Here is a 24,529-nt window from a genome sequence, read left to right on the forward strand (position 1 = left end):
GACGGGCGCCGGGCGACGCCCCAGACCCGTGTCGCCCCTCCGCTCTACACTGCGGAGGGGATCGGAGGGGCCATGCGGCGACGTCGAGTGCAGGACCGGGCCGTCGCGGGCGCGGCGCCCGCCGCCGTCGACTCCGCGGACTCCACCGACGTCACCCCCGGCATGCGCCTCGCCGCCGCCTGGAGCTGGCGGTTCCTCGCCGTCGCCGCGATGCTCTACCTCGTCGTGCGCCTGGTCGCCCTGGTCCCCGTCGTCGTCATCCCCGTGCTGATCGCGCTGCTGCTGACGGCGCTGCTCACTCCGCTGCGCGATCGCCTCGAGCGGCTGCGCTGGCCGCGCTGGCTCTCGGTGCTGGTCTCGATCCTCGCGATGCTGCTGGCGCTCCTCGGCCTGATCGGCCTCGTCGTCGCCCAGTCGCGCTCGGGTTTCAGCGGCATCGGGCAGCGCCTGCTCGACTCGGTCGACGACGTGGAGGCGTGGCTGCAGGGCCCGCCGCTCTCGTTCACCGACGTGCAGCTCGGCGACTGGGCGCAGGAGGCGGTGTCGTGGGCCGACATGCAGGCCGCGACGATCGCCTCCGGGGCGCTCGCGGTCGGCTCGCAGGTCGTCGAGCTCTTCGCCGGCGCCCTGCTCACCCTGTTCTCGCTGATCTTCCTGCTGCTCGACGGGCGGCGCATCTGGGAGTGGATCCTCCGCCTGCTGCCGCCGCGCGCCCGGCCGCCGCTCGAGCGCGGCGGCGCCGCCGGGTGGCGCACCCTGAGCCAGTTCGTGCGGGCCCAGCTCGGAGTCGCGGCGATCAACGCCGTGGGGATCGGGATCGGCGCCCTCGCCCTGCAGCTGCCGCTCGTCGTGCCGATCGCGATCGTGGTGTTCCTCGGGTCGTTCGTGCCGATCCTCGGGGCGATCGTCACCGGGGCGCTCGCCGCGCTGGTGGCGCTGCTGTTCAGCGGGCCGGTCGCCGCACTGGTGATGATCGGCGTCGTCATCGTGGTGCACCTGCTCGAGGGGCACGTGCTGCAGCCGCTCATCCTCGGGACGGCGGTGAAGGTGCATCCGCTCGCCGTGGTGCTCGGAGTGGCGACGGGGCTCGAGGTGGGCGGCCTCGCGGGCGCGCTGTTCGCGGTGCCGGTGATCGCGACGCTGAACGCGGCCGTCACCGCGATGCGGGCCCCGTGAGCGCGTTCGATCCCGAGGTCGCGCCGGGCTCGGTGGTGCTGCCGGCTCTGGCGTGCCCCGTCTGCGGAGACTCCCTCGCGCCGGACGCGCTGCCGCGACCGACCGTGCTCCGCTGCCCGCTCGGGCACAGCGCCGATGTCGCGCGGCAGGGCTACGTCTCGCTCCTGCGCGGCCGGCACGCGACCTCGGGCGACACCGCGGCGATGGTGCAGGCGAGGTCCGAGCTTCTCGCCACCGGGCACTTCGGGGCGATCCAGGCGGCGGTGGCGGAGGCGGTGCCGGGCGATGCGCGGCTCGTCGTCGATCTGGGCTGCGGCACGGGGGCCTACCTCGCGGCCGTGCTCGACGCGCGACCCGGGGCGTCGGGACTCGGGCTCGACCTCTCGGCGGCGGCGGCGCGCCGTGCCGCGCGAGCGCACCCGCGGGCGGCGATCGCGACGGCCGACCTCTGGCAGCCGCTCCCCCTCGCCGACGCCAGCGCCGACGCGCTGCTCACGGTCTTCGCGCCGCGGAACGCGCCCGAGATGCTGCGCGTGCTGCGGCCGGGCGGGGTCGCGGTCGTGGTCACGCCGCGCGAGCGGCACCTGCACGAGATCCGGACGGAGCTCGGGATGCTCGGGATCGACGCGGGCAAGGCGGAGCGGCTCGACGAGCAGCTGGCGGAGTTCTCGCTCGCCGCGCGGCGCGAGCTCGACTACGGGGTGCTGATGACGCGGGACGAGCTGCGGGCGGAGGTGCTGATGGGGCCGAGCGCGCACCACGTCGATGCGGCGGCGCTCGAGGGGGCGCTGGCGGGGCACGGCGCGGAGACCGCGGTGACGGTCGCGGTGACGGTGTCGGTGTTCACGCGGTAGACGGGGGGGGTCGGCGTCCTCGCGGAACGGCCGGGACTGCTGACGCTGGTGGGTCTCGATACGCCCCTGCGGGGCTACTCGACCAGCATGCAGGGCGGCGCGCGCCGCCTCCTGCCCGAGAAGAGGGACCTCACGCCGGCCGCCCGGCCCATGCTGATCGAGTAGCCCGCGGAGCGGGCGTATCGAGATCCACCAGCGTCGGAAGGCCGGCTCGGAAGGCCGATCTCTGACGCTGGTGGGTCTCGATACGCCCCTGCGGGGCTGCGGGCTCGACCAGCGAGCAGGCGCGGGGGGCGTCAGTAGCTCTCGCGGTGGCGCTCCTGGGCGACGACGGCCTCGCGGTCGGACAGGCGGCGCAGGCCCGCGAGGGGCTGCGCCATCCGGTGGTTGCCGCGGAGGGCGGGCTCGACGCGGTCGAGGAACGACCAGTAGCCGGCGGTCACCGGGCAGGCGTCCTCGCCGAGGCGCACCTTCGGGTTGAAGCGGCAGCCGCCGCAGTAGTCCGACATCTTGTTGATGTAGGCGCCGCCCGACGCGTACGGCTTGGTCGCGACGATGCCGCCGTCGGCGTGCTGCGACATGCCGATCACGTTCGCCGGCATCACCCACTCCGTGCCGTCGACGAAGACGTCGACGAACCAGTCGTTGAACTCCCCCGGGTCCCAGCCGCGCTGCAGCCCCCAGTTGCCGAGCACCATCAGCCGCTGGATGTGGTGCGCCCAGCCGTGGCGGCTGACGTCGTCGAGGGTCTCGTGCAGGCAGTTCGCCTCGATGCCCGCCGGGTCCAGGGTGAGCAGCGCCTCCGGGAGCGGCGTCCTCGCCCCCAGCGCGTTGCTGCGCTCGCGGTAGTCGGGCCCGAGGTGCCAGTAGAGGTGCCAGACGTAGTCGCGCCAGCCCATCACCTGACGGACGAAGCCCTCGACGCCCGAGAGCGGAGCACCTCCCGACGCGTACTCGGCCTCGGCCGCCTCGACGACGGTGCGGGGGTCGAGCAGTCCGAGATTCAGCGGCGCGCTCAGCAGCGAGTGCGCCATCGTCCAGTCGCCCGAGAGCATCGCGTCCTCGTAGGTGCCGAAGTCGCCCAGGCGCGACGACACGAAGTCGGCGAGTGCCGCCTCCGCCTCGGCCGGAGTCGCGGCGAAGCGGCGCGGGCCGTCCTCGCCGACCAGGCGCACAGCCCCCTCGCGCTCCCACTTCGCGAGGTCGGCGCGCACCTCCTCGTCGATGTCGTCCTCCTCGGGCCACCACGGGTCGGGGAGGCCGAGCCGCGACGCGCCCTTCGGCGGCGGATTGCGGTTGTCGTGGTCGTAGTTCCACTTGCCGCCCTCGGGCTGGGCGCCGCGCATCAGGATCCCCGTGCGCTCGCGGCTCCAGCGGTAGAAGTCCTCGAGCAGGAGGCGGGACCCCGCCCGCGAGAGCGCCCACTCGCGGAAGTCCTCCTCCTCGGTCACGAAGCCGCGGCTGGGGAGGACGCTCATGCCCATCCGGCGCGCGAGACGGCGTCCGCCGCGCGTCGGCGGGTCGATGACCTCGAGGTCGTCGCGACCCGCCAGGCCCTCGGCGAACGTCTCGGCGCGGACGTACTCGACCCGGTCGCCGAGCTCGCGCCCGCGGTGCCGCAGCGCCGAGAGGAGCAGCTGCGCCTTCGCCCGGTGCATCGGCCGCCGACCGAAGGCCGAGCGGGCTTCGACGAGCAGCATCGGACCGCCGTCGTCGAAGAGGGGGCCGAGCTGTCCGATGACACTCCAGCGGGTTCGGGTCGGTGCGCTCACCCGGCTCACGCTAGGCCGCAGGGCGGATCCCCACCAGGAGTTGCGCAGGGGGCGACCGGCACGGATGTGCAGCCGCAACACCTTGCACCGCCCGCCCGGATGCAGAATCGTCGGACGAGCAGAACCCGGCGCCCCCGATCAGGTGGCGCGCCGCTCCGGACGCGATGAAGCGAGGACCCGACATGGCACACGACGACGAGACTCCCGAGACCGACAGCGCCGCCCGCCGCGGCCGCCACCTGGCGGACGAGACCGCGCACACCGAGACGACCGCGACCGACACGACCGCGACTCCCGATGGCGAGTACACCTCGACCGAGGGCGTCTCGCACACCGCGAGCGACGAGCAGGGCAGCTACGTCGACACCTCCGCGCACGAGGAGGAGAGCGACGAGAAGGGCAGCTACGTCGACACCGAGACGGCTGGCGCCGACTCGGACGTCGAGGGCGAGTACACCGACCGCGACGAGTGACCCTCGGCGCGCCCGCTCACTGCGAGCGGGCGCGCCGCAGCCTCGCGAAGCGGTAGACCGCCCCGATCGCGAAGACGGCGACGCCTCCGAGGATCGAGCCGATCGGAAGCGTGACGACGAGGACCACGCAGCCGATCGCCCCGCCGACGGCGACGGCGCGCGGGTAGCGGCGGAACGGCGGCTCCTGCCGCAGCGCCGACAGGTTCGCGACCAGGTAGTAGAGCAGCACCCCGAACGACGAGAAGCCGATCGCCGAGCGCAGGTCGAGCGTCAGCACCAGGAGGATCACGACGGCGCCGAGGGCGACCTCGGCGCGGCGCGGGACGCTGCGCACCGGATCGACGTGGGCCAGCGTCCGCGGCAGGTCGCCCTCGCGTGCCATCGCCAGCGTCGTGCGGCCGATGCCCGCGATCAGGGCGAGCAGTGCGCCGAGGCTCGCCGCCGCCGCGCCGACGCGGACGACCGGGGCGACCCACGGCCAGGCCGCGGTCGCCTCGACGAGCGGCTCGGTCGACTCCGCCAGCCCCTCGGGGCCGAGGGCGGCGAGCAGCGACGACCCGATCACGGCGTAGACGAGCACGGCGAGCGCGAGGGCGCCGAGGACCGCCCGCGGGATCGTGCGGGACGGATCCCGCACCTCCTCCCCCATCGTCGCCAGGCGCGCATAGCCGGCGAAGGCGAAGAACAGCAGTCCGGCCGACTGCAGCACCCCGTAGGCGTCGAACGCGCCGGTGAACGCCCCGACCGGCGCGGGGCCGCCCGCGACCGACGCGGCGACCGCCAGCGCGAGCACCACCAGCACGATCGACACGATGATGCGCGTCGCGAGCGCGGTCCGGGTGACCCCGAGCGTGTTCACGGCGACCAGGGCGGCCACGGCGAGCGCCGCGATCGGTCGCTCCCACCCCGGAGGCGCCGCGTAGGCCGCGAAGGTCAGCGCCATCGCCGCGCAGCTGGCCGTCTTGCCGACGACGAAGCCCCAGCCGGCGAGGAACCCGGGCCACTCGCCGAGGTGCTCGCGGCCGTAGACGTAGGTGCCGCCCGAGCGGGGGTGCTGTGCGGCGAGCTGCGCCGAGGAGGAGGCGTTGGCCCAGGCGACGAGCGCGGCGAGCGCGAGGCCGGCGAGCAGCCAGGGGCCCGCCGCGGCGGCGGCCGGGGCGAACGCCGAGAAGAGCCCGGCGCCGAGCATCGAGCCGAGCCCGATGAACACGGCGTCGCCGGTGCCGAGGCGGCGCTGCAGATCGGTCATCCCCCGTGTGTACCGCACGCGGGGAAACATCGGGTGCCCAGAGCTTCAGGCGGGCTTCAGCAGGGTCGCCGCTAGCCTGGGCCGAGCCGCGCGGGGCGCGCGAGCCGAGCCTCGGGAGGCCGCCATCCGCATCCTGGTCGTCGACGACGAGATCAACCTGCTGCGCGCGCTCGAGACCGGGCTCGAGGCCGAGGGCTTCGCCGTCGACACCGCCACGACCGGCACCGACGCGCTCTGGCTCGCGAGCTAGGCCGACTACGCCGCGATCGTGCTCGACCTGATGCTCCCCGATGTCAGCGGCTTCCGGGTCTGCGAGCGGCTCCGCGCCGCGGAGGACTGGACGCCCATCCTGATGCTGACCGCGAAGGACGGCGACCTCGACCAGGTCGAGGCGCTCGACACCGGAGCCGACGACTACCTCACCAAGCCGTTCTCGTTCCCGGTGCTCGTGGCGCGGCTGCGCGCGCTGATCCGCCGCGGCGCCGCCGAGCGCCCGACCGTGCAGGTGGTGGGCGACCTCGTGCTCGACCCGGCCGCGCGGCGCGTCGAGCGCGGCGGGATGCCGATCGCGCTCACCGCGCGCGAGTTCAGCGTGCTCGAGTACCTGGTCTCGCGCGCCGGCGACGTCGTCTCGAAGCGCGACGTGCTCGGCGCCGTCTGGGACTTCGACTTCGACGGCGACCCCAACATCGTGGAGGTCTACATCCGCACCCTCCGCAACAAGATCGACCGGCCGTTCGGCGTCGACACCATCCGCACGCAGCGCGGTGCGGGCTACTCGCTGGTGGCGCCGTGAGGAGGCGGTCGCTGCGCACCCGCATCGTGCTCGCGGCCACGGCCGTGGTCGCCCTCGCGGCGGTGCTCGGCGGGATCGCGTTCGTGCTCGTGCTCTCGTCCGTTCTCGCGGCGAGCGCGGCGACCTCGGCCGAGGCGGAGGCGGAGCGGATCGGCGCGCTGGTCGAGAGCGGCGGTGCCGGTGCGGTGCGGGCCTCGGAGGGCGTGGTGCAACTGGTGGTCGACGGGCGCGTCGTGGCGGCCGGCGAGGACGCCGAGGACCTCCCCCCTCTCGCGACCGACGAGGTGGACGAGCCGTTCACCGCGACACCCGAGGACGAGGATCCCGTCGTCGTGGCGACGCAGCAGCTCGACGACGGCTCGCTCGTGGTCGTCGGCGTCCCCGACGAGGGCCGGGCGGAGGCGGTCGCGACGACGATCGCGCTGCTCGCGGTGGCGGTGCCGCTGCTCGTGCTCTTCGTCGCCGTCGTCTGCGCGGTGGTGGTCGGGCGCGCGCTGCGCCCCGTGGACCGGATGCGCGCGGAGGCCGACGCGGTCACCGCCTCCGCGCTGGACCGGCGGGTCGCCGAGCCGGGGTCGGGCGACGAGATCGACCGCCTGGCGCAGACCCTCAACCGGATGCTGGAGCGACTCGAGAGCGCGCAGTCGCGGCAGCGGAGGTTCGTGTCCGACGCGTCGCACGAGCTGCGGTCGCCGGTCGCGGCGCTGCGGCAGACGGCGGAGGTGGCGCTCGCGCACCCGGACAGGCTCGACTCCGCTCGGCTCGCCACGACGGTGGCCGAGGAGTCGGTGCGGATGGGCGGGCTGATCGAGGGTCTGCTGCTGCTCGCGCGCGCCGACGAGGCACGGCTGGCGGTGGTCGCCGCGCCGGTCGACCTCGACGATCTGGCGCTCGGCGAGGTGCGGCGGCTGCGCGACTCCGGAGTCGCCGTCGAGGCGGGCGGGGTCTCGCCGGTGCAGGCCGTGGCCGACGGAGCACTGCTCGGGCGGGCGCTGCGGAACCTGGTCGACAACGCCGTGCGTCACCGGCACTCGCGACTGGCGGTGGCGACGCGCGCCGAGGGGGCGTGGGCGGTGCTCGCGGTCGACGACGACGGGCCGGGGATCCCGGTCGGGGAGCGAGCGCGGGTGCTGGAGCGCTTCGTGCGGCTCGACGAGGGGCGTGCGCGCGACGCCGGAGGGTCGGGGCTGGGTCTCGCGATCGTGGCCGAGATCGCGGCGGCGCACGGCGGCTCGGTCGAGGTCGAGGCGTCGCCGCTCGGGGGTGCACGGGTGACGCTGCGGGTGCCGCGCGAGCGCTGAGCGGGCTCGTGGCGGGCGCAGGTTCGGCTCGTGAGAACAGGTTCGGCTCGCGAGAACGAGCGGCTTCCGCGAGCCGAACGCGATTCTGCGAGCCGGAGATGGGCGGACGGCGAGTTCGGCTCGTGAAAACACACTCGGCTCGCGAGAACGAGCGGATTCGGCGAGCCGAACGCGATTCTGCGAGCCGGAGGTAGTCGGGCGGGACGGCGCTTCAGGGGGGCTTCAGCGGGGGCGGGCGAGAGTGGGCGCGGCGTCGACGAGCGGCGCCGGAGACGGAGCGGATCATGCAGAAGAAGACGAAGATCATCACGGGGATCGCCGGAGTGATCGTGCTGGTCGGTGCGGGCACGGGGATCGCGTACGCGGCGACGGACGGCTTCGAGGGCTCGGACCGGCTGACCGGCTCCGACCTCGATCGCGCCAGTGAGGCCGCGATCGCCGAGATCGGCGGCGGGATCGTGACCTCGGCCGAGCGCGACGACGACGGTGCCACCGGGTACGAGCTGGAGCTGCGCGGCGACGACGGCATCGAGTACGACGTGAGGCTCGACGACTCCTTCGGCGTGATCGTCGTCGACGCGGACGACGACCGCGACAGCACGGCGGCAGCCTCCGCGCCCACGGACGCTCCGGCGGTCGACCCCGACGACCTCGTCGGCGACGAGCTCGCCCGCGCGAGCGAGGCCGCGCTCGCGGCGGTCGGCGGCGGCACCGTGACTGAGGCGGAGCGCAGCGATGACGCCGACCACGCCTACGACGTCGAGGTGACCCGCGCCGACGGGACCGACGTGGACGTCGACCTCGACGCCTCCTTCGCGGTCACCGCCACTCGGGACTGACGCGCGGGCACGGCGACGGTTCAGCCGTTGCCGTTGCCGTTCCCGTTGTTCCCGTTCCCGTTCCCGTTCCCGTTGTTCCCGTTGCCGTTGCCGTTGCCGTTCCCGTTCCCGTTGTTGCCGTTGCCGTTGCCGTTGCCGTTGTTGCCGGTCCCGGGCTCCTCCTCGGCCGGCTCCGACTCGACAGGCGCCGGCTCCTCCTCGACCGGCTCGGTCTCCTCCGGGCTCGGCGCGGGCTCCTCCTCGGGGGTCTCGACGGGCGCGGGATCCTCCTCGACGGGAGCCTCCTCGACGGGCGTCTCCTCGACGGGCGTCTCCTCCACCGGGGCCTCCTCGACCGGGGTCTCCTCCTCGGGGACGGGGTCCTCGGTCGGCGTCTCGACGGGGGCGGGCTCGGCGACCAGGGCGGCGAGATCCGCGCGCACCGTGTCGACCTCGATCTGGATCGCGGCGGCGCGCTCGGCGGTGACTCCTCCGCCGTTCAGGGCCTCGGTGAGCGCCGCCTGCAGGGCGTCGAGCTCGGTCATCGCACCGGCGTAGTCGTCGGCGGAGGCGCGCTCGGCGACCGCGACGACCCCGTCGTCGAGGGTCTGCGCGGTGGAGTCGTCGATCGCCGGATCGGCGGCGGAGCATCCGGAGAGCACGAGGGCGGCGGCCAGGACGATCCCGGCGCGGAGGCGGTTCACGAGCGGATGCTCTCGCGCAGGCGCTGCAGGTTCTCCCCGAGCTCGCCGTCGACGGCGGGCAGCGGGGTCTGCTGATCGCCCCCGAGCAGGACGACCGCCAGCCCGACGGCGATCGCGACCAGCGCGAGCATCAGGACGAGGAGCCAGGGATTCGGTCCGCGGCGACGGGGCGCGGCGGCCGCGGCCGACCGGGTCGGAGCGGGCTCCGCGGGCATCGGGCGGGTCCCGGTCGTCGGGTGCACCGCCGTCGCCGCGGGGAGCAGCTGGGTCGCGGAGATCGCCTCCGCGGCCCGCGTCGGCTCCTGGAGCAGCTCGGTCGCGGCCCCGGTCATCGGCATCCGCTCGGTCGCGGGCTCGGCGGCCCTGACCACATCGGGGACGATGATCGCCGTCGGCGGCCCGTCCCTCCGGGGATCGATGAGCCTGCGCGCCGACTCGGCGACCTCGATCGCGGTCGGGCGCTCCTCCGGCTCGCGGTGGGTCATCGAGTTCAGGAGAGACGTCCAGCCGCCGCCGAGCGACTCGGAGACCTCGGGGTCTCGGAGCAGCCGCGCCATCGTCACCTCGATCGCCGATCCGGTGAAGGGGCGGCGCCCGGTCAGCGACTCGAGCAGCACCAGACCGAGCGAGTAGATGTCGCTCGCGGAGGTGAGCGGATCGCCGTGCGCCTGCTCGGGGCTGAGGTAGGCGGCGGTGCCGATCAGCGTGCCCGGCGAGGTGATGCGGGTGGCGTCGATCAGGTACGCGATGCCGAAGTCGGCGAGCTTGGGCCGGAACTCGCGGCTCGTGAGCGGACTGGGCACGAGGAGGACGTTCGACGGCTTCACGTCGCGGTGCACGACTCCGGCCGCGTGGACGGTGTGCAGGGCCTCGCCGAGATCGGCGGCCATCGAGGCGACGTCGTTCGGCGCGACCGGTCCGGAGGCGAGGCGCTCGGCCAGGCTCGGGCCCTCGGCGAGCTCCATGACCATGTAGGCCTGGCCGCCGGTGTCGTCGCCGCCGTCGTCCGCGTCGTAGAGCGTCACGAGGGCGGGGTGGTTGAGGGCGGCGAGCAGCCGGATCTCGGAGGACTTGCGCTGGAGGTCCTGCGCGTCGTCGATGCCCGGCGCGAACATCTTCAGGGCGACGGAGCGGCCGAGGATCTCGTCGCGAGCCCGGTAGACGGTCGCCATGCCGCCCTTGCCGATCAGCTCCTCGATCGTGTAGCGATCGCCGACGGTCGTGCCGACCACGCGGGTCTCGCCCGTTCGATGCGATGCCACTGTTCCTCCTCGCGCGGGTGCGGGCGTTCGGCGCGCCCCCGGGTGCGACCTCCGCCCCAGGGTAGTACGTCCTCCATTCGGGGCGCAGTGTGAGAGTGGGGCTGGCGGAGTCGGGGCTCGGTGCTGTCAAGCCGGTGCCGGCCTCCGGGCCCGCACGTAGCGTGGAGAGCTCCGACGAAGGGTGACCACCATGGACGACGCAGAGCAGGGTTCGACGATCGGCGCTCCCGACGGGGCGGCCCCGGCCATCTCGACGAGCAGCGAGCAGGTGCAGAAGGACCGCGCGGAGTCGCCCGGCAGCGAGCGCGAGACCGAGGCGAAGCAGGACCAGGACCCGACGACGAGCCGGACGGAGACGTCGGGCTCGGCCGACGTGACGACCGTGCCCGGCACGGGCGGCCCGGACGACGTCGGCACGGTCGAGGTGGACCCGAGCGAGGTGTCCCTCAACGGCAAGCCCTTCCCGGGTCATGCCGGAACGAAATGATCCGGCATGACCCGGGAGTGTCCTTCTACCGGCTTCGCCGGAGGGGCCACGCGGGAACGAAGTAGCTCGCCGAAGCTCCGGGTTCCCTCGCGCTAGGACGCGAGCGGCGTCAGCAGCCCCGGATCGTGCCGGTCGACCGTTCGGGAGTTGTTGACCCGGCGGTCGACGGGGTACGCGGTGATCGTGGCGGCGACGGCGACCGAGGCGCGGTCGAGGGTCGCGAGCATCTCCTCCGTCGACGCGAGGGGTGTCGGGTCCAGCCACTCGTCGCGGACATCCGGTGTCAGGAAGACCGGCATCCGGTCGTGCACGTCGCCGGAGGCGTCCCTCGCCTCGCGGGTGATGATCGTGAACGAGACCTGCCACTCCTCCGCCACCTTGCGCGCCGTGTAGAGGCCCGCCGCCGCGAGGATCGGCTCGTCGCCGTGGAGGAAGAACGGCTGCTTGCCGTCCTCGCGCGCCTCCCACTCGTAGTAGCCGCGCATCGGCACGATCGCCCGCTGCTTCGCGAAGGCGCTGCGGAACAGGCCGTTCGACGCGACCGACTCGAGCCGGGCGTTGATCGGCGACGGCCCCTTGCCCTTCGACCACGAGGGCGTGAAGCCCCACGAGGCCAGCTCGATCTCGCGCTCGACGGCGTCGTCACGAATGCGCTCGCGGACGATCGGTGCGGAGTCGGTGGGCGCGACGCTGAAGTCGGGCGCCCAGTCGGCCGCCCGGCCGCCCGCCGCGACGAACTCGCGGATCAGCTCGTCGGTCTCGGAGTCCATCGCGAAGCGTCCGCACATGCCGCACACCCTACGCCGGAGCGACCTCCGGGACAGCCCCGCGGCGGCGCACGGTGGCGACGGCGAGACCGGCGACCATCACCGCGCCTCCGATGAGCTCGCCCACCGACGGCGTCTCGCCGAGGAGGAGCCACGCCGAGAGCACGCCGATCACCGGCACGAGCAGGGTGAACGGCACGACCGCCGCGGCGGGGTAGCGGGCGAGCAGCGAGTTCCAGATGCCGTAGCCGATCAGCGAGGCGAACACCGCCGTGTACAGCGTGCTCAGCACCGCCACGAGCGACAGACCCTGCAGCGCGCTCGCGACCGCCGGTCCGCCGTCGACGACCAGCGACAGCAGCAGCGCCGGCACGGGCACCACGAGCGCCGACCAGACCACGAGCGAGAGTCCGGAGGCGCCCTTCGCGCGGCGGGTCAGCACGTTGCCGATCGCCCACGACAGCGCACCGCCGAGGCAGACGACGAACGGCAGCCACGGCGCGACCGCCCCGTGCGAGACGGCGACGACGACGAGGCCCGCCACCCCTACTCCCACGCCCACGAGCTGCCTCGGCGACGGCCGCTCGCGCAGCACGACGGCGGCGATCAGCACCGTGAACACGATCTGCGCCTGCACGACCAGCGAGGCGAGACCGGCGGGCATCCCGAGCGCCAGGGCGAGGTAGAGCAGCGCGAACTGGCCGAAGCTCATGAACGCGCCGATCATCGCGATGGTGCGCCACGGCGCCTCCGGCCGCTTCACGAAGAAGACCGCGGGGACGGCGACCACCGCGAACCGCAGCGCGAGGAAGAGCAGCGGCGGCACATCCGCGAGCCCTGAGTCGATGACGACGAAGTTCAGCCCCCAGAGGACGACGACGAGGAGGGCGAGGAGGCTGTGCCGACGGGTCATGCGTCGAGCCTCGCGCAGGCGACCCGGCAGCACTAGCGCAGGCTCCTACCGGCGATTCGGTAGCGTTGCTGCATGATCGAGCCATCGGCCCTCCGCGCCCTGATCGCGGTGCGCGACTGCGGCACGATCGCGGCGGCCGCGGAGGCGCTGGGCTTCACTCCCTCCGCCGTGTCGCAGCAGCTCAAGCGGCTCGAGCGGCAGTCGGGGGCGCCGGTCGCCGAGCGCTCGGGGCGCACCGTGTTCCTCACGGAGCACGGCCGCTCGCTGGCGGGGCGGGGCGAGCGACTGCTGGCCGAGCTCGAGGCGCTCGAGCACCTCGGTGCGGCGCCGGCGGAGGAGGTGACCGGCACGCTGCGCGTCGTCGCGTTCTCGACGGCGATGCGGGGGCTGCTCGTTCCCGCGCTCGGCGAGATCCGGCGGCGGGCGCCGCGCCTGCGCCTGACCCTCGACGAGCTCGACCCGTGGGAGGCGTCGGGGCGGCTCGAGCGGGGTGCCGCGGATCTCGCGATCCTGCACGACTGGCCGGGACTCTCGCTCGACCTGCCGCCGTCGATCGAGACCGAGACCCTGCTCGAGGACCGGGCCGACGTGCTGCTGCACCGCGATCATCCGCTCGCCGGCCTCGCCGAGATCGCGTCGAGCCGCCTCGCCGACGAGACCTGGGTGAGCATCCCCGCGGGCGCGATCTGCCACGCATGGCTGCTGCGCACCTTCGCCGGCACCGGGCGCCGACCCGACATCGCCTTCTACGACGAGGACTTCAGCACGCACATCTCGCTGGTCGAGGCGGGGGCGGCCGTCGCCCTGGTGCCGCGGCTGGGCCGCGAGCCGCTCCCGGAGGCGGTGGTCGCCGTTCCCGCGGTCGACCCGGTCTCGAGGCGCATCGTCAGCGCGGCCTGGCGCCGCTCGAGCGGTGCGAACCCGGCGCTGGCGCTGGTGCTCGACGCCCTGCGGCCGGTGGTCGGCGCGCCATTGCCGCAGAACTGAGGCTGGAAGGGCCGAAACCCTGGATTCCCGGGACTTCGCGGCTGCTGGCCTTCGTTGTGCGGCGCGTGAGGCGGCGACGGTGGGGGTCTCTGGAGGATCGCCCCCGTACACGTCGCCCCCTCCTCGCTCATCGAGCCCGCAGCCCGCGCAGCGGGCGTGTCGAGATCCACATCCGTCAGCAGGCCAGGGCTGAGGGCTGATCCGCTGAAGCCGGTGGGTCTCGATACGCCCCTGCGGGGCTACTCGACCAGCATGCAGGGCGGGCGGCGGGCGGGCCCGATCAGCGCCTATCGGACCCCGGCGGGGGACGTTCGGGGGACGAGGGCGCGGACGACTCCGCAGCCCAGCAGCGCGCCGAGGAGCTGCGCGGCGACGAAGAGTGGCGCGGAGCCGGGGGCGATGCCGGCGAAGGTGTCGCTGAACATCCGGCCGACGGTGATCGCGGGGTTCGCGAAGCTCGTCGAGCTGGTGAAGAAGTAGGCGGAGCCGATGTAGGCCGCCACCGCCCCCGCCGCGAAGACCGACCGGCCGGTGGCGGCGAGGACGAAGATCACGATGACGAGCCCCGCGGTCGCGACGACCTCGGCGACGAGGTGCCCCGGCGTGATCCGATCTGTGCCGCTGAACGCGACGGGCGGGAGGTCGAACATGACGTTCGCGAGCACGCTGCCCGCGACGCAGCCGAGGATCTGCGCGGCGACGTACGGTGCGATGTCGCGGGCGCCGCGGTGGCCGAGAGCGAGGTCGACCATCGAGACGACCGGGTTGAAGTGGGCGCCGCTGATCGGGCCGAGGACCGTTAGCAGTACGAACAGGCCGAACGCGGTGGCGATGGCGTTGATCAGCAGCTGCACGCCGACGTCGTCGGAGAGGCCGGTCGCGGCGATGCCGGAGCCGACGACGATCGCGGTCAGCGCGGCGGAGCCGCCGAACTCGGCGGCGACGCGGCGGAGGAGGGCTGCGGGGGCTGGGGTCACGCGCCCAGCCTCGCATAGACTTCGATCTATGGATGCCGCGATGTCGACCAGCGCGCTGCGACTGCTCGCCGATCCGACGCGCGCCCGGATCGCGGCGATGATCCTCGACAGCACGGACGGGCGTCAGCTCGTCGGGAGGATGGCCGCCGAGCTCGCACTGCGGCAGCCCACGGTGAGTCATCACGTCCGAGTCCTGGTCGATGAGGGACTCCTGGTGCGCGATCCCCAGGGTCGGAACGTCTGGTACTCGATCGTGCCGGAGCAGCTGGATCGTGTGTCCGAGTATCTCCGTGATGCCCCGGCGCCGACGCGCGTCGAGGGCGACGTCCTCGAGCGGATCATCGCCGACCTCGCCACCCGCTTCGCCGGCACCTTCTCGCCCGAGACCGTCGAGCGCTACGTCCGCGAGAGCCACGATCTGCTCATCGACCGCGGCCACGTGACCCGGCACCTCACCTCGCTGACCTCCCGGTTCGCAACCGACCGCCTCACCGCCCTCGACGCCTCTGCCGCGGGACGCTCGGGCGTCCCGGAGGTGCTGTTCGTCTGCGTGCAGAACGCCGGCCGATCGCAGCTGGCCGCCGCGATCCTCCGCCACCTCGCGGGCGACCGGGTGCGGGTGCGCACGGCCGGTTCGGCGCCCGCCGACGCCGTGCGCTCGGTGATCGTGACCGCTCTCGACGAGATCGGCGTGCCGATCGGGGGCGAGTACCCCAAGCCGCTGACCGACGAGGTGGTCCGCGCCTCCGGTGTGGTGATCACGATGGGCTGCGGTGACGCGTGCCCGATCTACCCCGGTCGCAGCTACCTCGACTGGGATCTCGAGGACCCGGTCGGCCTGCCGCTCGCGCAGGTGCGCGCGATCCGCGACGACATCGAGGGGCGGGTCCGCGAACTGCTGGCCTCGCTCGAGGCGACCGCAGCCTGAGCCCCTGGCGCAATACATAGACAGCGGTCTATGCTTCGGGTGTTCGAGGAAGGAACACCCATGACCGAGAAGCCCACCGTCCTGTTCGTCTGCATCCACAACGCGGGCCGCTCGCAGATGGCCGCGGGCTACATGCGCCAGCTCTCCGGGGGCGCCGTCGAGGTGCTCTCCGGCGGCTCCGAGCCCGGCGACCAGATCAACCCGATGGCGATCGCGGCCATGGCGGAGGAGGGCATCGACATCTCGCAGGCCGTCCCGGCGCTGATGACCACCGAGCAGGTCCGCGAGTCGGACGCCGTGATCACGATGGGCTGCGGCGACGTCTGCCCGATCTTCCCCGGCAAGCGCTACGAGGACTGGGAGCTCACCGACCCGAAGGGCAGGTCGCTCGACGAGGTCCGCCCGATCCGCGACGACATCAAGGCGCGCGTCGAGGCACTGCTCGCCGAGCTGCTGCCCGCGACGGTCTGACGACGACCGACGTCATCCTCGACCGGGCCTCCGCCGCAGCAGTCCTCACCCCGGCACGCGACCACCTCGTGCCGCCCGGACACGCCGAGACGCGGAGAAGGGCCGCCCCGCGGGACGACCCTCCTCCGTTCACCCCTCCCGACGGAGAGGCTGCAGTGCTACTCGGTGACTGTGAACGCCAGGCTGATGGCCTTGCCGGTCTGGGCACCGGTCACGGTGACGGTGTAGTCGCCGGGCGTGGTGGGCGCCTTCGCGGAGACGGTGAGGCCTCCGTCGACGAGATCCTGCGTCGCGGTGCGCTCGGTGAACATCGGAGCGGAGCCGATCAGCTGGGTGTCGCCGTCGAAGCCGTCGGCGGTCAGGGTGATCTTCTCGCCGGGCGCGAACGACGTGCCCGAGAGCTCGGCGGTCGCGGAGAAGCTCAGCGAGCGGATGTCGCGGTCGAGGCCGAGCGCGTTCGAGATGGTGAAGAACGTGTCGGTCTGGTCGGTGAGGCCGGCGACGTTCGCCGCGCCCGGTCCGTAGCCCGCGACGCGGAGCTGAGTTCCGGTGTGCTGCTGCGAGCCGCCCTCGGCGGCCGTGCCGTACGAGACCTTCATCGTGCTGCCGTCGGCGGTCTTCAGCGCGGTGCTGAGCGACGTGGGGGGCGTGCTGTCCACGATCTGGCTGGTGTGGGCGTGGTCGGCGGTGACGATGACGAGCGTGTTGCCGTCGGCCTTCGCGAAGGCGAGAGCGGCCTGGACGGCCTCGTCGAGGTCGACGGTCTCACCGATCTGACCGCAGGCGTTCGCGGCGTGGTCCTGCTTGTCGATGCTGGCGCCCTCGACCTGGAGGAAGAAGCCCTTGTCGCCGGTGTCGAGGAGGTCGATCGCCTTCTCGGTCATGGCGCGGAGGGTGGGCTGGTCAGCGGGACGGGCCGGGTTGGCGACACAGGTCTGGGGAGCGGCGTCGCCGCCTCCGACCGTCGCGGGGGTCGGTGCGTAGCGGACGGGCAGGTTGCCCGAGCCGAAGAGGCCGAGGACGGGGGCGTCCTGGTCGGCCACGGTCAGGGCCTCGAGCTCCGCGGCGGTGCCGGCGGTGGTCGCGTCGCCGAGCACCTGGTAGCCGCGGTCGTCGGCCTGCTGGAACAGGGTCCGGCCGCTCCAGTCGCCGGCCTTCGCGGTCTGCGCGAAGGTGGCGGAGCCGCCACCGAGGGTGAGGTCGGCGCGGGTGCCGAGGATCTGCTCGCTGATCGAGCCGAGTCCGCCGTTCTCGAGCGCGTCGTTGCCGCAGGTGGGGCTGTCGGGTCCGTAGCAGCTGCGGGCGTCGACGTGGGCCGCCTGCACGGCGGGCGTCGCGTCCTGGATCTCGGAGGTCGTGACGTTGCCGGTCTTCAGGCCGTTCGCCTTCGCGATCTCCAGCAGCGTGTCCTCGCGGTTCTGGTCGATGTCGACCGACACCGCGTTGTCGTACGTCTTGGTGCCGGTCGCCCAGGCGCTGCCGGTGGCGGCGGAGTCGGGGACGTAGTCCGGAGCGCCCTTGACGGCGCCGGTGGCGGGATCGTCGGCGCGGTACAGCGAGTACGTCGTGTACTGGCCCGTGATGGGGAGGGCGTCGATGCCGGGGAAGCGGCCGGCCGCGCCGTACGTGTAGTTGCGGGCGACGGTGATCTCGGAGTCGCCCATGCCGTCGCCGATGAGGAGGATGACGTTCTTCGCGTCCTGCTCCTTCACCTCGGCGCGCAGCTCGTCGGAGAGGTCGGCGTCGACCGGGGAGATGCGCGCGGCGCCTCCGGTGGCGCTGAGGTCGGCGGAGCCGACTGCGGTGGCGATGCTCGGAGCGGCGAGGGCCGCTCCCGAGATCAGTGCGATGGCCGCGAGGGTCACCGCGGTGCGCCCGCGACGAGCGGGGCTGAGAAGTCGTGACACGTCGTGTTCTCCTTGGAGATCGGAGGCCCGGACGGGCCCACCTCAAGCACACCCCGCGCTCACCCCTTCCGGGTGGACGGCAGAGGCGATCTCGATGAACATCGCACGGCTATCGATCTGCAGCACAGGCCGCTCCGAGGACCCTGCGGTGTCGGTGCGGTAGCGGTGTGCAGTCACGCACCCCGTCGAGTCGCGCCGGCGCCGGCGTCGACCGGTGCCGCCGCGCGCGACTTCGCCGACCAGAAGCGCATCAGCGCGCCCGCCAGCAGCGATCCCACCGCGCCCGCGGCCAGGTCGCCGAGCGTGTCCTCGTAGCCGACGAAGATCGACGAGTCGACGAAGCGGTGGCCCGCCCACTCGCCCCACTCCCACAGCACGCCCGCCGTCGTCCCGAAGCAGGCGCAGAGCACGATCGCCGGGGCGAGCGGACCGCGGTCGCCGGCGACGGCAGGCACGACTCCGGCCCGCGCCGCGACGATGTACGCGACCGCCGCGACAAGGCCGTTCAGCACGAAGTGCACGACCACGTCCCACGACGCCCACGCCTGGTACAGGTCGAGCACGCTGCTCCAGGAGGCGACCAGCAGCGCGACGCCGAACGCCGCGTCGAGCGCGGGACGGATGCCGAGGAAGCGCGGGATCACGAGCCCGATCGCGGACAGCGCGAAGACCATCACGTCGACGAAGCCCCAGCCGATCCCCGCCGCCACCATGCTCGCCACACCGGCCAGGCGGACCACATCGGCGAACCACTCGCCCCTGGTGCGCGGCGGCACCAGGAAGGTCTCGACGAGGACGACGCCTCTCACGGCGACGTGAAGCGGAGCAGCGCCTGCACCGGCTCGTGGTCGGAGGCGGCCGCGCCGTCGTAGCGCACCGCGTTGATCCCGGCGGCGACGACCTCGAAGGCGTTCGCTGTCGCGACCAGCCAGTCGATGCGGCGGCCCGGCTTCGGCGGTCGGTAGTTCGAGAAGGTGCTCCAGGAGTGGCTGAGGTGGCGACCGGCGACCACCCACGAGTCGGCCAGGCCGGCCTCGTCGAGCAGCGCCCGGTACGGAGCCGTCCCGGCGTCGGTGTTCGCGTCCCCCATCACGATCGCGGGCTGCCCGAGAGCGAGCACCCGCCGGGCGAGCAGCTCGGCCGAGCACAGGCGCGACCGCTGCGAGAGGTGGTCGAAGTGGGTCGAGACGACGGTCAGGTCGCGGTGGGTGGCGTGATCGGTCAGCTCGGCGATCACGGCCGTGCGCGGGATCCGGTTGCCCCAGCTCCGCGAGCCGGCGACGTCGGGAGTCGCGGAAAGCGCGATCTGCGACCAGTCGCGCACGGCGAACCGGCTGCGGTCGACGAAGAGCATCACGCGCTCGCCGCCCCGATCGGGGTCGCGGCCGAAGCCCATGCCCTCGAACGACGAGCCGAGCACGTCCTGCACGAACGCGGCCTGATCAGGCAGCGCCTCCTGGATCGCGAGGATCGAGGGCTGCTCGGCCTCGAGCAGCCGGCGGATCAGCGGGCGGCGGTGCTCCCACTGGTCGACCGCGCGGGCGGTGAGCCGGGGCATGCGCCGACGGATGTTGTAGGTCATCGCGTGCAGCTCGGGCGCCTCGGTCCGGCCGATCAGAGGCGTCGGAACGGTCATGCTCCCACCCTAAGCGGGAGCAGACTCGCGGCGAGGAGGCTTGCGGTGGCCCTCCCGCGTCGCTCACGCTTCGAGACATGACCCTCTCCCCCGCCCTCGCCGCGCTCGCCGACGAGTCGTTCGTCTCGCTGACCACCTTCCGCAAGACGGGTGCCGGCGTCTCGACGCCGGTCTGGATCGCCCGCGACGGCGCAGAGCTGATCATCACCACGCCCCGGAAGAGCGGCAAGGTGAAGCGGCTGCGGAACGATCCGCGGGTGACGCTCGTCCCCTGCGACCGCCGGGGACGCGTGAAGGAGGGCGCGCCGGTGGTCGAGGCGTCGGCCCGCATCGTCTCGGACGAGGAGACCGTCGAGCGGCTCGGCCGCGTCTTCGCGCGCAAGTACCGGCTCGAGTACCGCGTCTTCCTCTTCATCGAGGGGATCGTGACCCGCGGCGACCGCACGCGCGTGATGCTGCGTCTCTCCGACCGCTGAGCCCTACACCGCGGCGGGTGGCCTCCGATAGGGCCTCCGCGGCGTCGCTGCCCGGGTCTACCGTGGGGGCGCCGGTGCGGATGCACGCCCTCGCGCGCACGCCGGCGTTCGCAGAAGGAGCACGTATGAGCATCGGAGCAGGAATCTTCCTCCTCGTCGTCGGCGCGGTCCTCGCGTTCGCCGTGGACGTGCAGCTGTCGGGTGTCGACCTGAAGCTGATCGGCTACATCCTGATGGCGGCGGGCGCCATCGGCCTGGTGCTCGGCCTCGTGCTGATGACCCGGCGCCGCCAGTCCGTGGCGACCACGCGCTCGGCCGTCGACCCGGCCAGCGGCGAGCAGGTCACCCGCCGCACGAGCGAGAGCGACGGACCGCTGGTCTGAGGACCGAGAAAGGGCGGGGCGTTCGCCGCCCCGCCCTTCTTCGTGCGCGGGCGCTACTCGTCCGCGTCGCCGCCCGAGACCGTGTCCGTGTCGCCGCCACCGGGCGAGGTGTCGGTCCCCGTGCCGTCGGGCAGCTCCTCGGTCTTCTCGATGTCCTCACCGGTGGTGCGGTCGTTCTGATCCATGGCGCCTTCTCCTTCCGGCCGGCGACCTGCCGGCTCCCCCACTCTCCTCCCGACCCCACCGGCCCGGGCAAGGGGGTAGCGGAGGAGCGCGCCGGGTGTCAGGAGGCGTCGCCCAGGTTCTCGGCGATGCGGCGGAGGGTCGCCACGGTGCGCTCGTAGTCCTCCTCGCTCACGCCCTCGGTCACCGCGGTCCGCGCCGCGCCGACCACCTCCTCGAGGCGGGCGGTCGCGACTCCGCCGCGCTCGGTCAGCGCGAAGCGCTCGCCCTCGGCGGTCACCCAGCCGCTCTCGACGAGCTCGGCGAGGTGCTCGACGACGCTCGCGGGCTCCTCCGCCGGCGCCGACCGCAGGAAGGGCGCGAGCGCCCTGTCGAGCTCGTCCACCGCGGCGGGGGCGCGGCGCAGCAGTTCGAGCAGCTGCCACTGCATCCGGGTCACGCCGTGCTCCTCGAGCGTCAGCGCGAAGCGCTCCTCGATCAAGCGGTCGACGAGGGTCAGCCAGTATCCGATCGGTCGTTGATCAGCCATGCCGTCACGATACGCCGGGGGCGTCGGAGGAGGTACCGCCCACCCCGCGCACCGTCCACCCCTCGCACAAGGCCCTCTCGTGGGGCGCCGCAGTCCGCTTGACTGGGGGCTGCTCCGCCGATCGACGGCGGCGCGTACGGAGGCGACATGGCGAACCACCGTTTCGAGCTGCGGTCCGGCCGCGGGATCGGCGTCTCGGCGGCGGGTGATCCGATCGCCGACCGGCTGGTCGTCTTCTGCCACCCCACCCCGGGTGCCGGCGGCTTCGACCCCGATCCGCTGGTCACCGGGCCGTGGGGCCTGCACCTGCTGATCCTCGACCGGCCCGGCTACGGCGCCTCCGACCCGGTCAGCGCCGCGCAGGCGACCGTGCAGGACCGCGCCGACGACCTCGCGGAGTACCTGCGGCGGTCGGAGCGCACCGCGCGCATGGTCGACGGCGCCCGGTTCGGCAGCGTCGGCGTGGTCGGCTGGGGCTCGGGAGGCGCGTTCGCCCTCTCGCTGGCGGCCCGGCACCCCGATCTCGTCGACCGGCTCGCGATCATCGGCACCCCCGCGCCTCCGCAGGCCGGCGTGCTGGTGCGCCCGACCGACGCCTGGGAGCGGCGCGAGATCCTCGAAGGCGAGGACTCGACGATGATCGCCGCCGGCCTCCCCGACGGCGAGCCCGGCCTCGACGCACTGGGGGTGGACTCCGACGACCCCGTCCTCGCGAGCCACGGCGGGCTGCGCAACCGCCTGCAGCGGATGCTCGGCGAGGGCTGGCGGCAGGGTCCGAGCGGAGCGGCGACCGACCTCGCCGCGCTGCGCGACGGATCGTGGGCCGACGAGCTCGACCGGGTGACCGCCTCCGCCCTGATCGTGCACGGCGACGCCGACCCGGTCGCGAGTGCCGAGGACGGCCGCTGGTACCGCGGCCGCCTCGCCGATGCCCGCACGGCGAGCGTCGACGGCACGGGCCGACTCGCCGTGGTGCGCGAGTGGCGGCGGATCCTCGACCACGTCGCTCCTCTCGAGCGCGGCGCGGAGGACCGGTGACCCGCGAGCCGCTCGGCACCGGCCCCCTGGTGCTCGCCTCGGCCATGGCCGTATCGGGAGTCGTGCACCTGGCGCACCCGAGCACCATCGACGCGGTCGTGCCGCGAGGGATGCCCGGCTCCGCGCGGGGCTGGGTGCTCGTCTCCGGAGTCGCCGAGATCGCCTGCGCCGCCGCGATGATGTGGCCGCCGACGCGGGCGGCGGGCGGTCTCGCCTCCGCCGCGCTGATGGCCGCCGTGTTCCCCGGCAACGTGCAGATGGCCCGGGACGCCCGGCGCCCGCGCACCCGCGCGATCACGCTCCTGCGCCTCCCGCTGCAGATCCCGCTCGTGCTCTGGGGGCTCGAGGCGGCCCGCGGCTCCGAGCGCTGAGGGCCCCGCGCAACCCCACGCGGGCACGGCGAGCGCACTGCTACCGTCCAGGGATGAGCGACCAGATGGCGGATGATCGCCGAGACCAATTGACCAGTGCGCCGAAGGCGACCGAGGCCGATGCCGCTCCCCGCATCGACGTCTCGACGACCGATGCGGGCGACACGCACATCGAGATCCGCGACGACGCCGCCGTGCGGCCGGGCCGCATCGAGGACGAGGACGGATCGGATGACTGAGCGCCGCCGTGCCGCGATGATCTACAACCCGGTGAAGGTCGACCTCGAGGCCGTCGAGGCCGCGGTCGCCCGCGCCGAGCAGCTCGCGGAGTGGGACGAGACGCTCTGGTTCGAGACCTCGGTCGAGGACCCGGGCGCGGGCCAGACCCGCGAGGCCCTCGAGGCCGGCGTCGACATGGTGATCGCGGCCGGAGGCGACGGCACGGTCCGCGTGGTCGCCGAGGCGCTGCGCGGCTCCGACACCTCGCTCGCGCTGCTGCCCTCGGGCACCGGCAACCTGCTGGCGCGCAACCTCGATCTCACGCTCGACGACGTCGACAACGCGCTGACCGTGGCCTTCACCGGCAAGGACCGCCCGATCGACGTCGGGATGATCGACATCGAGGTGAGCGGGGGCGGCCGCGAGCGGCGCGCCTTCGTCGTCATGGCCGGACTCGGCATCGACGCGAAGATGCTCGCGAACACCGACGACGACCTCAAGAAGCGCGCCGGCTGGCTCGCCTACGTCGACGCACTGCGGAAGGCGCTGCTGGACAAGAACCAGCTCGAGTTCCGCTACCGCCTCGACGGCTCGAAGACCCGCAAGGTGCGCGCGCACACGATCATCGTGGGCAACTGCGGCTCGCTGCCGGCGAACATCCTGCTGCTGCCCGACGCGGCGGTCGACGACGGAGAGTTCGACATCGTGCTGCTGCGGCCCGAGGGGTTCTTCGGCTGGGTCCAGATCATCTTCAAGGTGGTCTGGGAGAACGGCGTCCTGCGCCGCACCGGCGTGGTCGGCCAGAAGCTGATGGGTCTGACGAAGGAGGTCGCGGCCCTCCGCTACGTGAAGGGCCGCGAGCTCGTCGTGCGCCTCGAGCGCGAGCAGGAGATCGAGCTCGACGGCGATCCCTTCGGCTCGACCTCGGCGTTCCGCACCTGGATCGAGCCCGGCGGGCTCACGGTGCGCGTTCCGGCCTGACTCCGGGCTGCCCTCCGCGAGAGGCCGCTCCGGTACGCGACACGCCGCGCGCGGCGTACCGGACCGGCCTCTCGACGGATCAGTAGGCGGTGTCGCCCCAGGAGGGGGCGGCGACCGTCTCGGCGTTCGGCGCGGAGGCCGTGGCCGAGAGCCGCACCTGACCGGGGACGTCGGCGCTGAGCGTGTACGTCAGCTCGGGAGTCGAGCGCGACGCTGCGAGCGCCGCCCCCGACCAGGTGAAGACGTACTCGACGGCGCCTCTGGCATCGGCCGTCGCGGTGGTCCAGCTCCAGCCCTCGCCCGCGAGGGCGACCGGGCGAGCGCCGACCCGCGCCGACGCCGGGTAGCGCACGCGGACCGACAGCGTCGGCACCGGCGCCCCCACCATCGGGTGGTCGGAGCCCGACCAGTACCGGTTCTGCACCTGGATGCGGGTGTCGATGCCGGTGCGGTGACCGGAGCCGTCCCAGTGCGCGTTGTTCTGCCAGGTGTCGAAGACGAGGGTCGACGTCGTGCGGCTCACGGGCGGCTCGGGAGCGGCGGAGGTGGCGGCAGCGGGTGCGGCGAGCGCGATCGCGACCACAGGGGTGCTCCAGAGCGCGGCGCGGACGAGGGATCGGCGATCGGTGGACGGGGTGCCTGCGGGCACGGCGGAGGACTCAGGCAGGCGCGCAGGCGTGCCGGAGTCACCCCGCGGAGGGGTGGTGGACATAGGGGTAGAGCTCCAGGGTGTGCGGGTGTTCCGGGGTGGGATCCGCCGTGACGCGACCGGGAGTTTCGGGTTCCCTGTCGTGCTGCGCGAGAGCTTCGGGTTCTCGACGCGGGCGGTGTTCTCGGTGCGGACGGGAGTTTCGGGTCCCCGGCCGTCGAG

General features: G+C 73.4%; 28 protein-coding genes and 1 pseudogene. 16 read left to right on the plus strand and 13 right to left on the minus strand.

The genetic code is table 11. The features are described 5' to 3' along the window. Positions 1–72: 72 nt before the first annotated feature. Positions 73–1,176 carry an AI-2E family transporter gene (locus tag GRS92_RS02285; protein ID WP_159852907.1) on the plus strand — a complete coding sequence of 368 codons (1,104 nt, stop codon included), beginning with the start codon at positions 73–75 and terminating at the stop codon, positions 1,174–1,176. Beyond that, on the plus strand, positions 1,173–2,030 hold the full coding sequence (locus tag GRS92_RS02290; RefSeq protein ID WP_159852909.1) for a methyltransferase domain-containing protein: 858 nt from the start codon (positions 1,173–1,175) through the stop codon (positions 2,028–2,030). The genes GRS92_RS02285 and GRS92_RS02290 overlap by 4 nt, the downstream gene beginning before the upstream one ends. A gap of 296 nt (positions 2,031–2,326) precedes the next feature. On the opposite strand, the gene GRS92_RS02295 is transcribed toward GRS92_RS02290, so the two are convergent. Further along, complete coding sequence (locus tag GRS92_RS02295) at positions 2,327–3,802, minus strand: cryptochrome/photolyase family protein (RefSeq protein WP_235021771.1); 1,476 nt, start codon at positions 3,800–3,802, stop codon at positions 2,327–2,329. Between the two features lie 182 nt (positions 3,803–3,984). Here GRS92_RS02295 and GRS92_RS02300 point away from each other — a divergent pair, with 182 nt between their 5' ends. Then, positions 3,985–4,275 (plus strand): hypothetical protein, encoded by a 291-nt coding sequence (locus tag GRS92_RS02300; RefSeq protein WP_159852911.1) that lies wholly within the window; start codon positions 3,985–3,987, stop codon positions 4,273–4,275. A gap of 16 nt (positions 4,276–4,291) precedes the next feature. On the opposite strand, the gene GRS92_RS02305 is transcribed toward GRS92_RS02300, so the two are convergent. Beyond that, positions 4,292–5,524, minus strand: coding sequence for an APC family permease (locus tag GRS92_RS02305; protein WP_159852913.1), 1,233 nt, complete (start codon positions 5,522–5,524; stop codon positions 4,292–4,294). A gap of 124 nt (positions 5,525–5,648) precedes the next feature. Here GRS92_RS02305 and GRS92_RS02310 point away from each other — a divergent pair. The 3 genes and pseudogenes from GRS92_RS02310 (at position 5,649) to GRS92_RS02320 (ending at position 8,460) form a co-directional block, all read left to right on the plus strand. Beyond that, positions 5,649–6,320, plus strand: a pseudogene (locus tag GRS92_RS02310) (response regulator transcription factor). Next, positions 6,317–7,621: a sensor histidine kinase gene (locus tag GRS92_RS02315; protein ID WP_159852915.1), complete on the plus strand. Its 1,305-nt coding sequence runs from the start codon at positions 6,317–6,319 to the stop codon at positions 7,619–7,621. Before GRS92_RS02310 ends, GRS92_RS02315 begins: the two are co-directional and overlap by 4 nt. A 284-nt stretch (positions 7,622–7,905) precedes the next feature. After that, entirely contained in the window at positions 7,906–8,460 is a 555-nt protein-coding gene (locus GRS92_RS02320) for a PepSY domain-containing protein (protein ID WP_159852917.1), read from the plus strand. Positions 8,461–8,480: 20 nt separating this feature from the next. On the opposite strand, the gene GRS92_RS02325 is transcribed toward GRS92_RS02320, so the two are convergent. Beyond that, a complete protein-coding gene (locus GRS92_RS02325) occupies positions 8,481–9,143 on the minus strand; it encodes a hypothetical protein (RefSeq protein ID WP_159852919.1) in 663 nt (220 codons plus the stop codon). Next, a complete protein-coding gene (locus GRS92_RS02330) occupies positions 9,140–10,405 on the minus strand; it encodes a serine/threonine-protein kinase (protein ID WP_159852921.1) in 1,266 nt (421 codons plus the stop codon). Before GRS92_RS02330 ends, GRS92_RS02325 begins: the two co-directional genes overlap by 4 nt. Positions 10,406–10,595: 190 nt before the next feature. Here GRS92_RS02330 and GRS92_RS02335 point away from each other — a divergent pair, with 190 nt between their 5' ends. Further along, positions 10,596–10,892: a hypothetical protein gene (locus GRS92_RS02335; protein WP_159852923.1), complete on the plus strand. Its 297-nt coding sequence runs from the start codon at positions 10,596–10,598 to the stop codon at positions 10,890–10,892. Positions 10,893–10,984: 92 nt separating this feature from the next. Here the strand turns inward: GRS92_RS02335 and GRS92_RS02340 are convergent, their stop codons facing one another. Both GRS92_RS02340 and GRS92_RS02345 read right to left on the minus strand, forming a co-directional pair. Beyond that, entirely contained in the window at positions 10,985–11,680 is a 696-nt protein-coding gene (locus tag GRS92_RS02340) for an SOS response-associated peptidase (protein WP_159852924.1), read from the minus strand. A 10-nt stretch (positions 11,681–11,690) separates the two neighbouring features. After that, positions 11,691–12,572, minus strand: coding sequence for an EamA family transporter (locus tag GRS92_RS02345; RefSeq protein WP_159852925.1), 882 nt, complete (start codon positions 12,570–12,572; stop codon positions 11,691–11,693). A 72-nt stretch (positions 12,573–12,644) separates the two neighbouring features. Here GRS92_RS02345 and GRS92_RS02350 point away from each other — a divergent pair, with 72 nt between their 5' ends. Next, a complete protein-coding gene (locus GRS92_RS02350) occupies positions 12,645–13,559 on the plus strand; it encodes a LysR family transcriptional regulator (RefSeq protein WP_159852926.1) in 915 nt (304 codons plus the stop codon). A gap of 287 nt (positions 13,560–13,846) precedes the next feature. Here the strand turns inward: GRS92_RS02350 and GRS92_RS02355 are convergent, their stop codons facing one another. Further along, positions 13,847–14,536 carry an aquaporin gene (locus tag GRS92_RS02355; RefSeq protein WP_159852927.1) on the minus strand — a complete coding sequence of 230 codons (690 nt, stop codon included), beginning with the start codon at positions 14,534–14,536 and terminating at the stop codon, positions 13,847–13,849. Between the two features lie 28 nt (positions 14,537–14,564). On the opposite strand from GRS92_RS02355, the gene GRS92_RS02360 reads away from it, so the two are divergent. Together GRS92_RS02360 and GRS92_RS02365 are read left to right on the plus strand one after the other, a co-directional pair. Next, positions 14,565–15,464: a metalloregulator ArsR/SmtB family transcription factor gene (locus GRS92_RS02360; protein ID WP_235021772.1), complete on the plus strand. Its 900-nt coding sequence runs from the start codon at positions 14,565–14,567 to the stop codon at positions 15,462–15,464. 60 nt (positions 15,465–15,524) lie between these two features. Further along, on the plus strand, positions 15,525–15,935 hold the full coding sequence (locus tag GRS92_RS02365; protein ID WP_159852928.1) for an arsenate reductase ArsC: 411 nt from the start codon (positions 15,525–15,527) through the stop codon (positions 15,933–15,935). A gap of 158 nt (positions 15,936–16,093) precedes the next feature. On the opposite strand, the gene phoA is transcribed toward GRS92_RS02365, so the two are convergent. From phoA to GRS92_RS02380, 3 genes are all read right to left on the minus strand, one after another. Beyond that, positions 16,094–17,842, minus strand: a complete 1,749-nt coding sequence (gene phoA / locus GRS92_RS02370) for an alkaline phosphatase (protein WP_159852929.1) — start codon at positions 17,840–17,842, stop codon at positions 16,094–16,096. 173 nt (positions 17,843–18,015) lie between these two features. Further along, positions 18,016–18,651, minus strand: coding sequence for a hypothetical protein (locus GRS92_RS02375; protein WP_159852930.1), 636 nt, complete (start codon positions 18,649–18,651; stop codon positions 18,016–18,018). Beyond that, positions 18,648–19,478, minus strand: coding sequence for an endonuclease/exonuclease/phosphatase family protein (locus tag GRS92_RS02380; protein ID WP_159852931.1), 831 nt, complete (start codon positions 19,476–19,478; stop codon positions 18,648–18,650). The genes GRS92_RS02375 and GRS92_RS02380 overlap by 4 nt, the downstream gene beginning before the upstream one ends. Positions 19,479–19,555: 77 nt before the next feature. Between GRS92_RS02380 and GRS92_RS02385 the strand changes: the two genes are divergently transcribed. Both GRS92_RS02385 and GRS92_RS02390 read left to right on the plus strand, forming a co-directional pair. After that, entirely contained in the window at positions 19,556–19,954 is a 399-nt protein-coding gene (locus GRS92_RS02385; protein ID WP_159852933.1) for a PPOX class F420-dependent oxidoreductase, read from the plus strand. Between the two features lie 125 nt (positions 19,955–20,079). Then, positions 20,080–20,337 (plus strand): DUF6458 family protein, encoded by a 258-nt coding sequence (locus GRS92_RS02390; RefSeq protein WP_159852935.1) that lies wholly within the window; start codon positions 20,080–20,082, stop codon positions 20,335–20,337. A 53-nt stretch (positions 20,338–20,390) separates the two neighbouring features. Here the strand turns inward: GRS92_RS02390 and GRS92_RS19100 are convergent, their stop codons facing one another. Beyond that, positions 20,391–20,522: a hypothetical protein gene (locus GRS92_RS19100; protein WP_268817131.1), complete on the minus strand. Its 132-nt coding sequence runs from the start codon at positions 20,520–20,522 to the stop codon at positions 20,391–20,393. Positions 20,523–20,620: 98 nt separating this feature from the next. Next, positions 20,621–21,049: a MarR family transcriptional regulator gene (locus GRS92_RS02395; protein WP_159852937.1), complete on the minus strand. Its 429-nt coding sequence runs from the start codon at positions 21,047–21,049 to the stop codon at positions 20,621–20,623. 147 nt (positions 21,050–21,196) lie between these two features. Between GRS92_RS02395 and GRS92_RS02400 the strand changes: the two genes are divergently transcribed. Genes GRS92_RS02400 through GRS92_RS02415 form a run of 4 tightly spaced genes read left to right on the plus strand, consistent with a single transcriptional unit; the run spans position 21,197 to position 23,658 of the window. Then, positions 21,197–22,087: an alpha/beta fold hydrolase gene (locus GRS92_RS02400; RefSeq protein ID WP_159852939.1), complete on the plus strand. Its 891-nt coding sequence runs from the start codon at positions 21,197–21,199 to the stop codon at positions 22,085–22,087. Next, entirely contained in the window at positions 22,084–22,458 is a 375-nt protein-coding gene (locus GRS92_RS02405; RefSeq protein ID WP_235021773.1) for a DoxX family protein, read from the plus strand. The genes GRS92_RS02400 and GRS92_RS02405 overlap by 4 nt, the downstream gene beginning before the upstream one ends. Positions 22,459–22,511: 53 nt before the next feature. Beyond that, a complete protein-coding gene (locus GRS92_RS02410; protein ID WP_159852941.1) occupies positions 22,512–22,697 on the plus strand; it encodes a multidrug transporter in 186 nt (61 codons plus the stop codon). Next, positions 22,690–23,658: a diacylglycerol/lipid kinase family protein gene (locus GRS92_RS02415; RefSeq protein ID WP_159852942.1), complete on the plus strand. Its 969-nt coding sequence runs from the start codon at positions 22,690–22,692 to the stop codon at positions 23,656–23,658. The genes GRS92_RS02410 and GRS92_RS02415 overlap by 8 nt, the downstream gene beginning before the upstream one ends. A 79-nt stretch (positions 23,659–23,737) precedes the next feature. Here GRS92_RS02415 and GRS92_RS02420 read toward each other — a convergent pair whose 3' ends face one another. Next, complete coding sequence (locus GRS92_RS02420; protein ID WP_235021775.1) at positions 23,738–24,307, minus strand: hypothetical protein; 570 nt, start codon at positions 24,305–24,307, stop codon at positions 23,738–23,740. Positions 24,308–24,529: the final 222 nt, after the last annotated feature.

This window comes from Rathayibacter sp. VKM Ac-2754 (assembly GCF_009807095.1).
Lineage (GTDB): Bacteria > Actinomycetota > Actinomycetes > Actinomycetales > Microbacteriaceae > Rathayibacter.

Bases quoted from the DNA above. Each gene is read 5' to 3' on its own strand.
- GRS92_RS02285 (WP_159852907.1), top strand. From the start codon at position 73: ATGCGGCGACGTCGAGTGCAGGACCGGGCCGTCGCGGGCGCGGCGCCC.
- GRS92_RS02300 (WP_159852911.1), top strand. From the start codon at position 3,985: ATGGCACACGACGACGAGACTCCCGAGACCGACAGCGCCGCCCGCCGC.
- GRS92_RS02305 (WP_159852913.1), bottom strand. From the start codon at position 5,524: ATGACCGATCTGCAGCGCCGCCTCGGCACCGGCGACGCCGTGTTCATC.
- GRS92_RS02320 (WP_159852917.1), top strand. From the start codon at position 7,906: ATGCAGAAGAAGACGAAGATCATCACGGGGATCGCCGGAGTGATCGTG.
- GRS92_RS02335 (WP_159852923.1), top strand. From the start codon at position 10,596: ATGGACGACGCAGAGCAGGGTTCGACGATCGGCGCTCCCGACGGGGCG.
- GRS92_RS02340 (WP_159852924.1), bottom strand. From the start codon at position 11,680: ATGTGCGGACGCTTCGCGATGGACTCCGAGACCGACGAGCTGATCCGC.
- GRS92_RS02345 (WP_159852925.1), bottom strand. From the start codon at position 12,572: ATGACCCGTCGGCACAGCCTCCTCGCCCTCCTCGTCGTCGTCCTCTGG.
- GRS92_RS02350 (WP_159852926.1), top strand. From the start codon at position 12,645: ATGATCGAGCCATCGGCCCTCCGCGCCCTGATCGCGGTGCGCGACTGC.
- GRS92_RS02360 (WP_235021772.1), top strand. From the start codon at position 14,565: ATGGATGCCGCGATGTCGACCAGCGCGCTGCGACTGCTCGCCGATCCG.
- GRS92_RS02365 (WP_159852928.1), top strand. From the start codon at position 15,525: ATGACCGAGAAGCCCACCGTCCTGTTCGTCTGCATCCACAACGCGGGC.
- GRS92_RS02380 (WP_159852931.1), bottom strand. From the start codon at position 19,478: ATGACCGTTCCGACGCCTCTGATCGGCCGGACCGAGGCGCCCGAGCTG.
- GRS92_RS02385 (WP_159852933.1), top strand. From the start codon at position 19,556: ATGACCCTCTCCCCCGCCCTCGCCGCGCTCGCCGACGAGTCGTTCGTC.
- GRS92_RS02390 (WP_159852935.1), top strand. From the start codon at position 20,080: ATGAGCATCGGAGCAGGAATCTTCCTCCTCGTCGTCGGCGCGGTCCTC.
- GRS92_RS19100 (WP_268817131.1), bottom strand. From the start codon at position 20,522: ATGGATCAGAACGACCGCACCACCGGTGAGGACATCGAGAAGACCGAG.
- GRS92_RS02395 (WP_159852937.1), bottom strand. From the start codon at position 21,049: ATGGCTGATCAACGACCGATCGGATACTGGCTGACCCTCGTCGACCGC.
- GRS92_RS02400 (WP_159852939.1), top strand. From the start codon at position 21,197: ATGGCGAACCACCGTTTCGAGCTGCGGTCCGGCCGCGGGATCGGCGTC.
- GRS92_RS02410 (WP_159852941.1), top strand. From the start codon at position 22,512: ATGAGCGACCAGATGGCGGATGATCGCCGAGACCAATTGACCAGTGCG.
- GRS92_RS02415 (WP_159852942.1), top strand. From the start codon at position 22,690: ATGACTGAGCGCCGCCGTGCCGCGATGATCTACAACCCGGTGAAGGTC.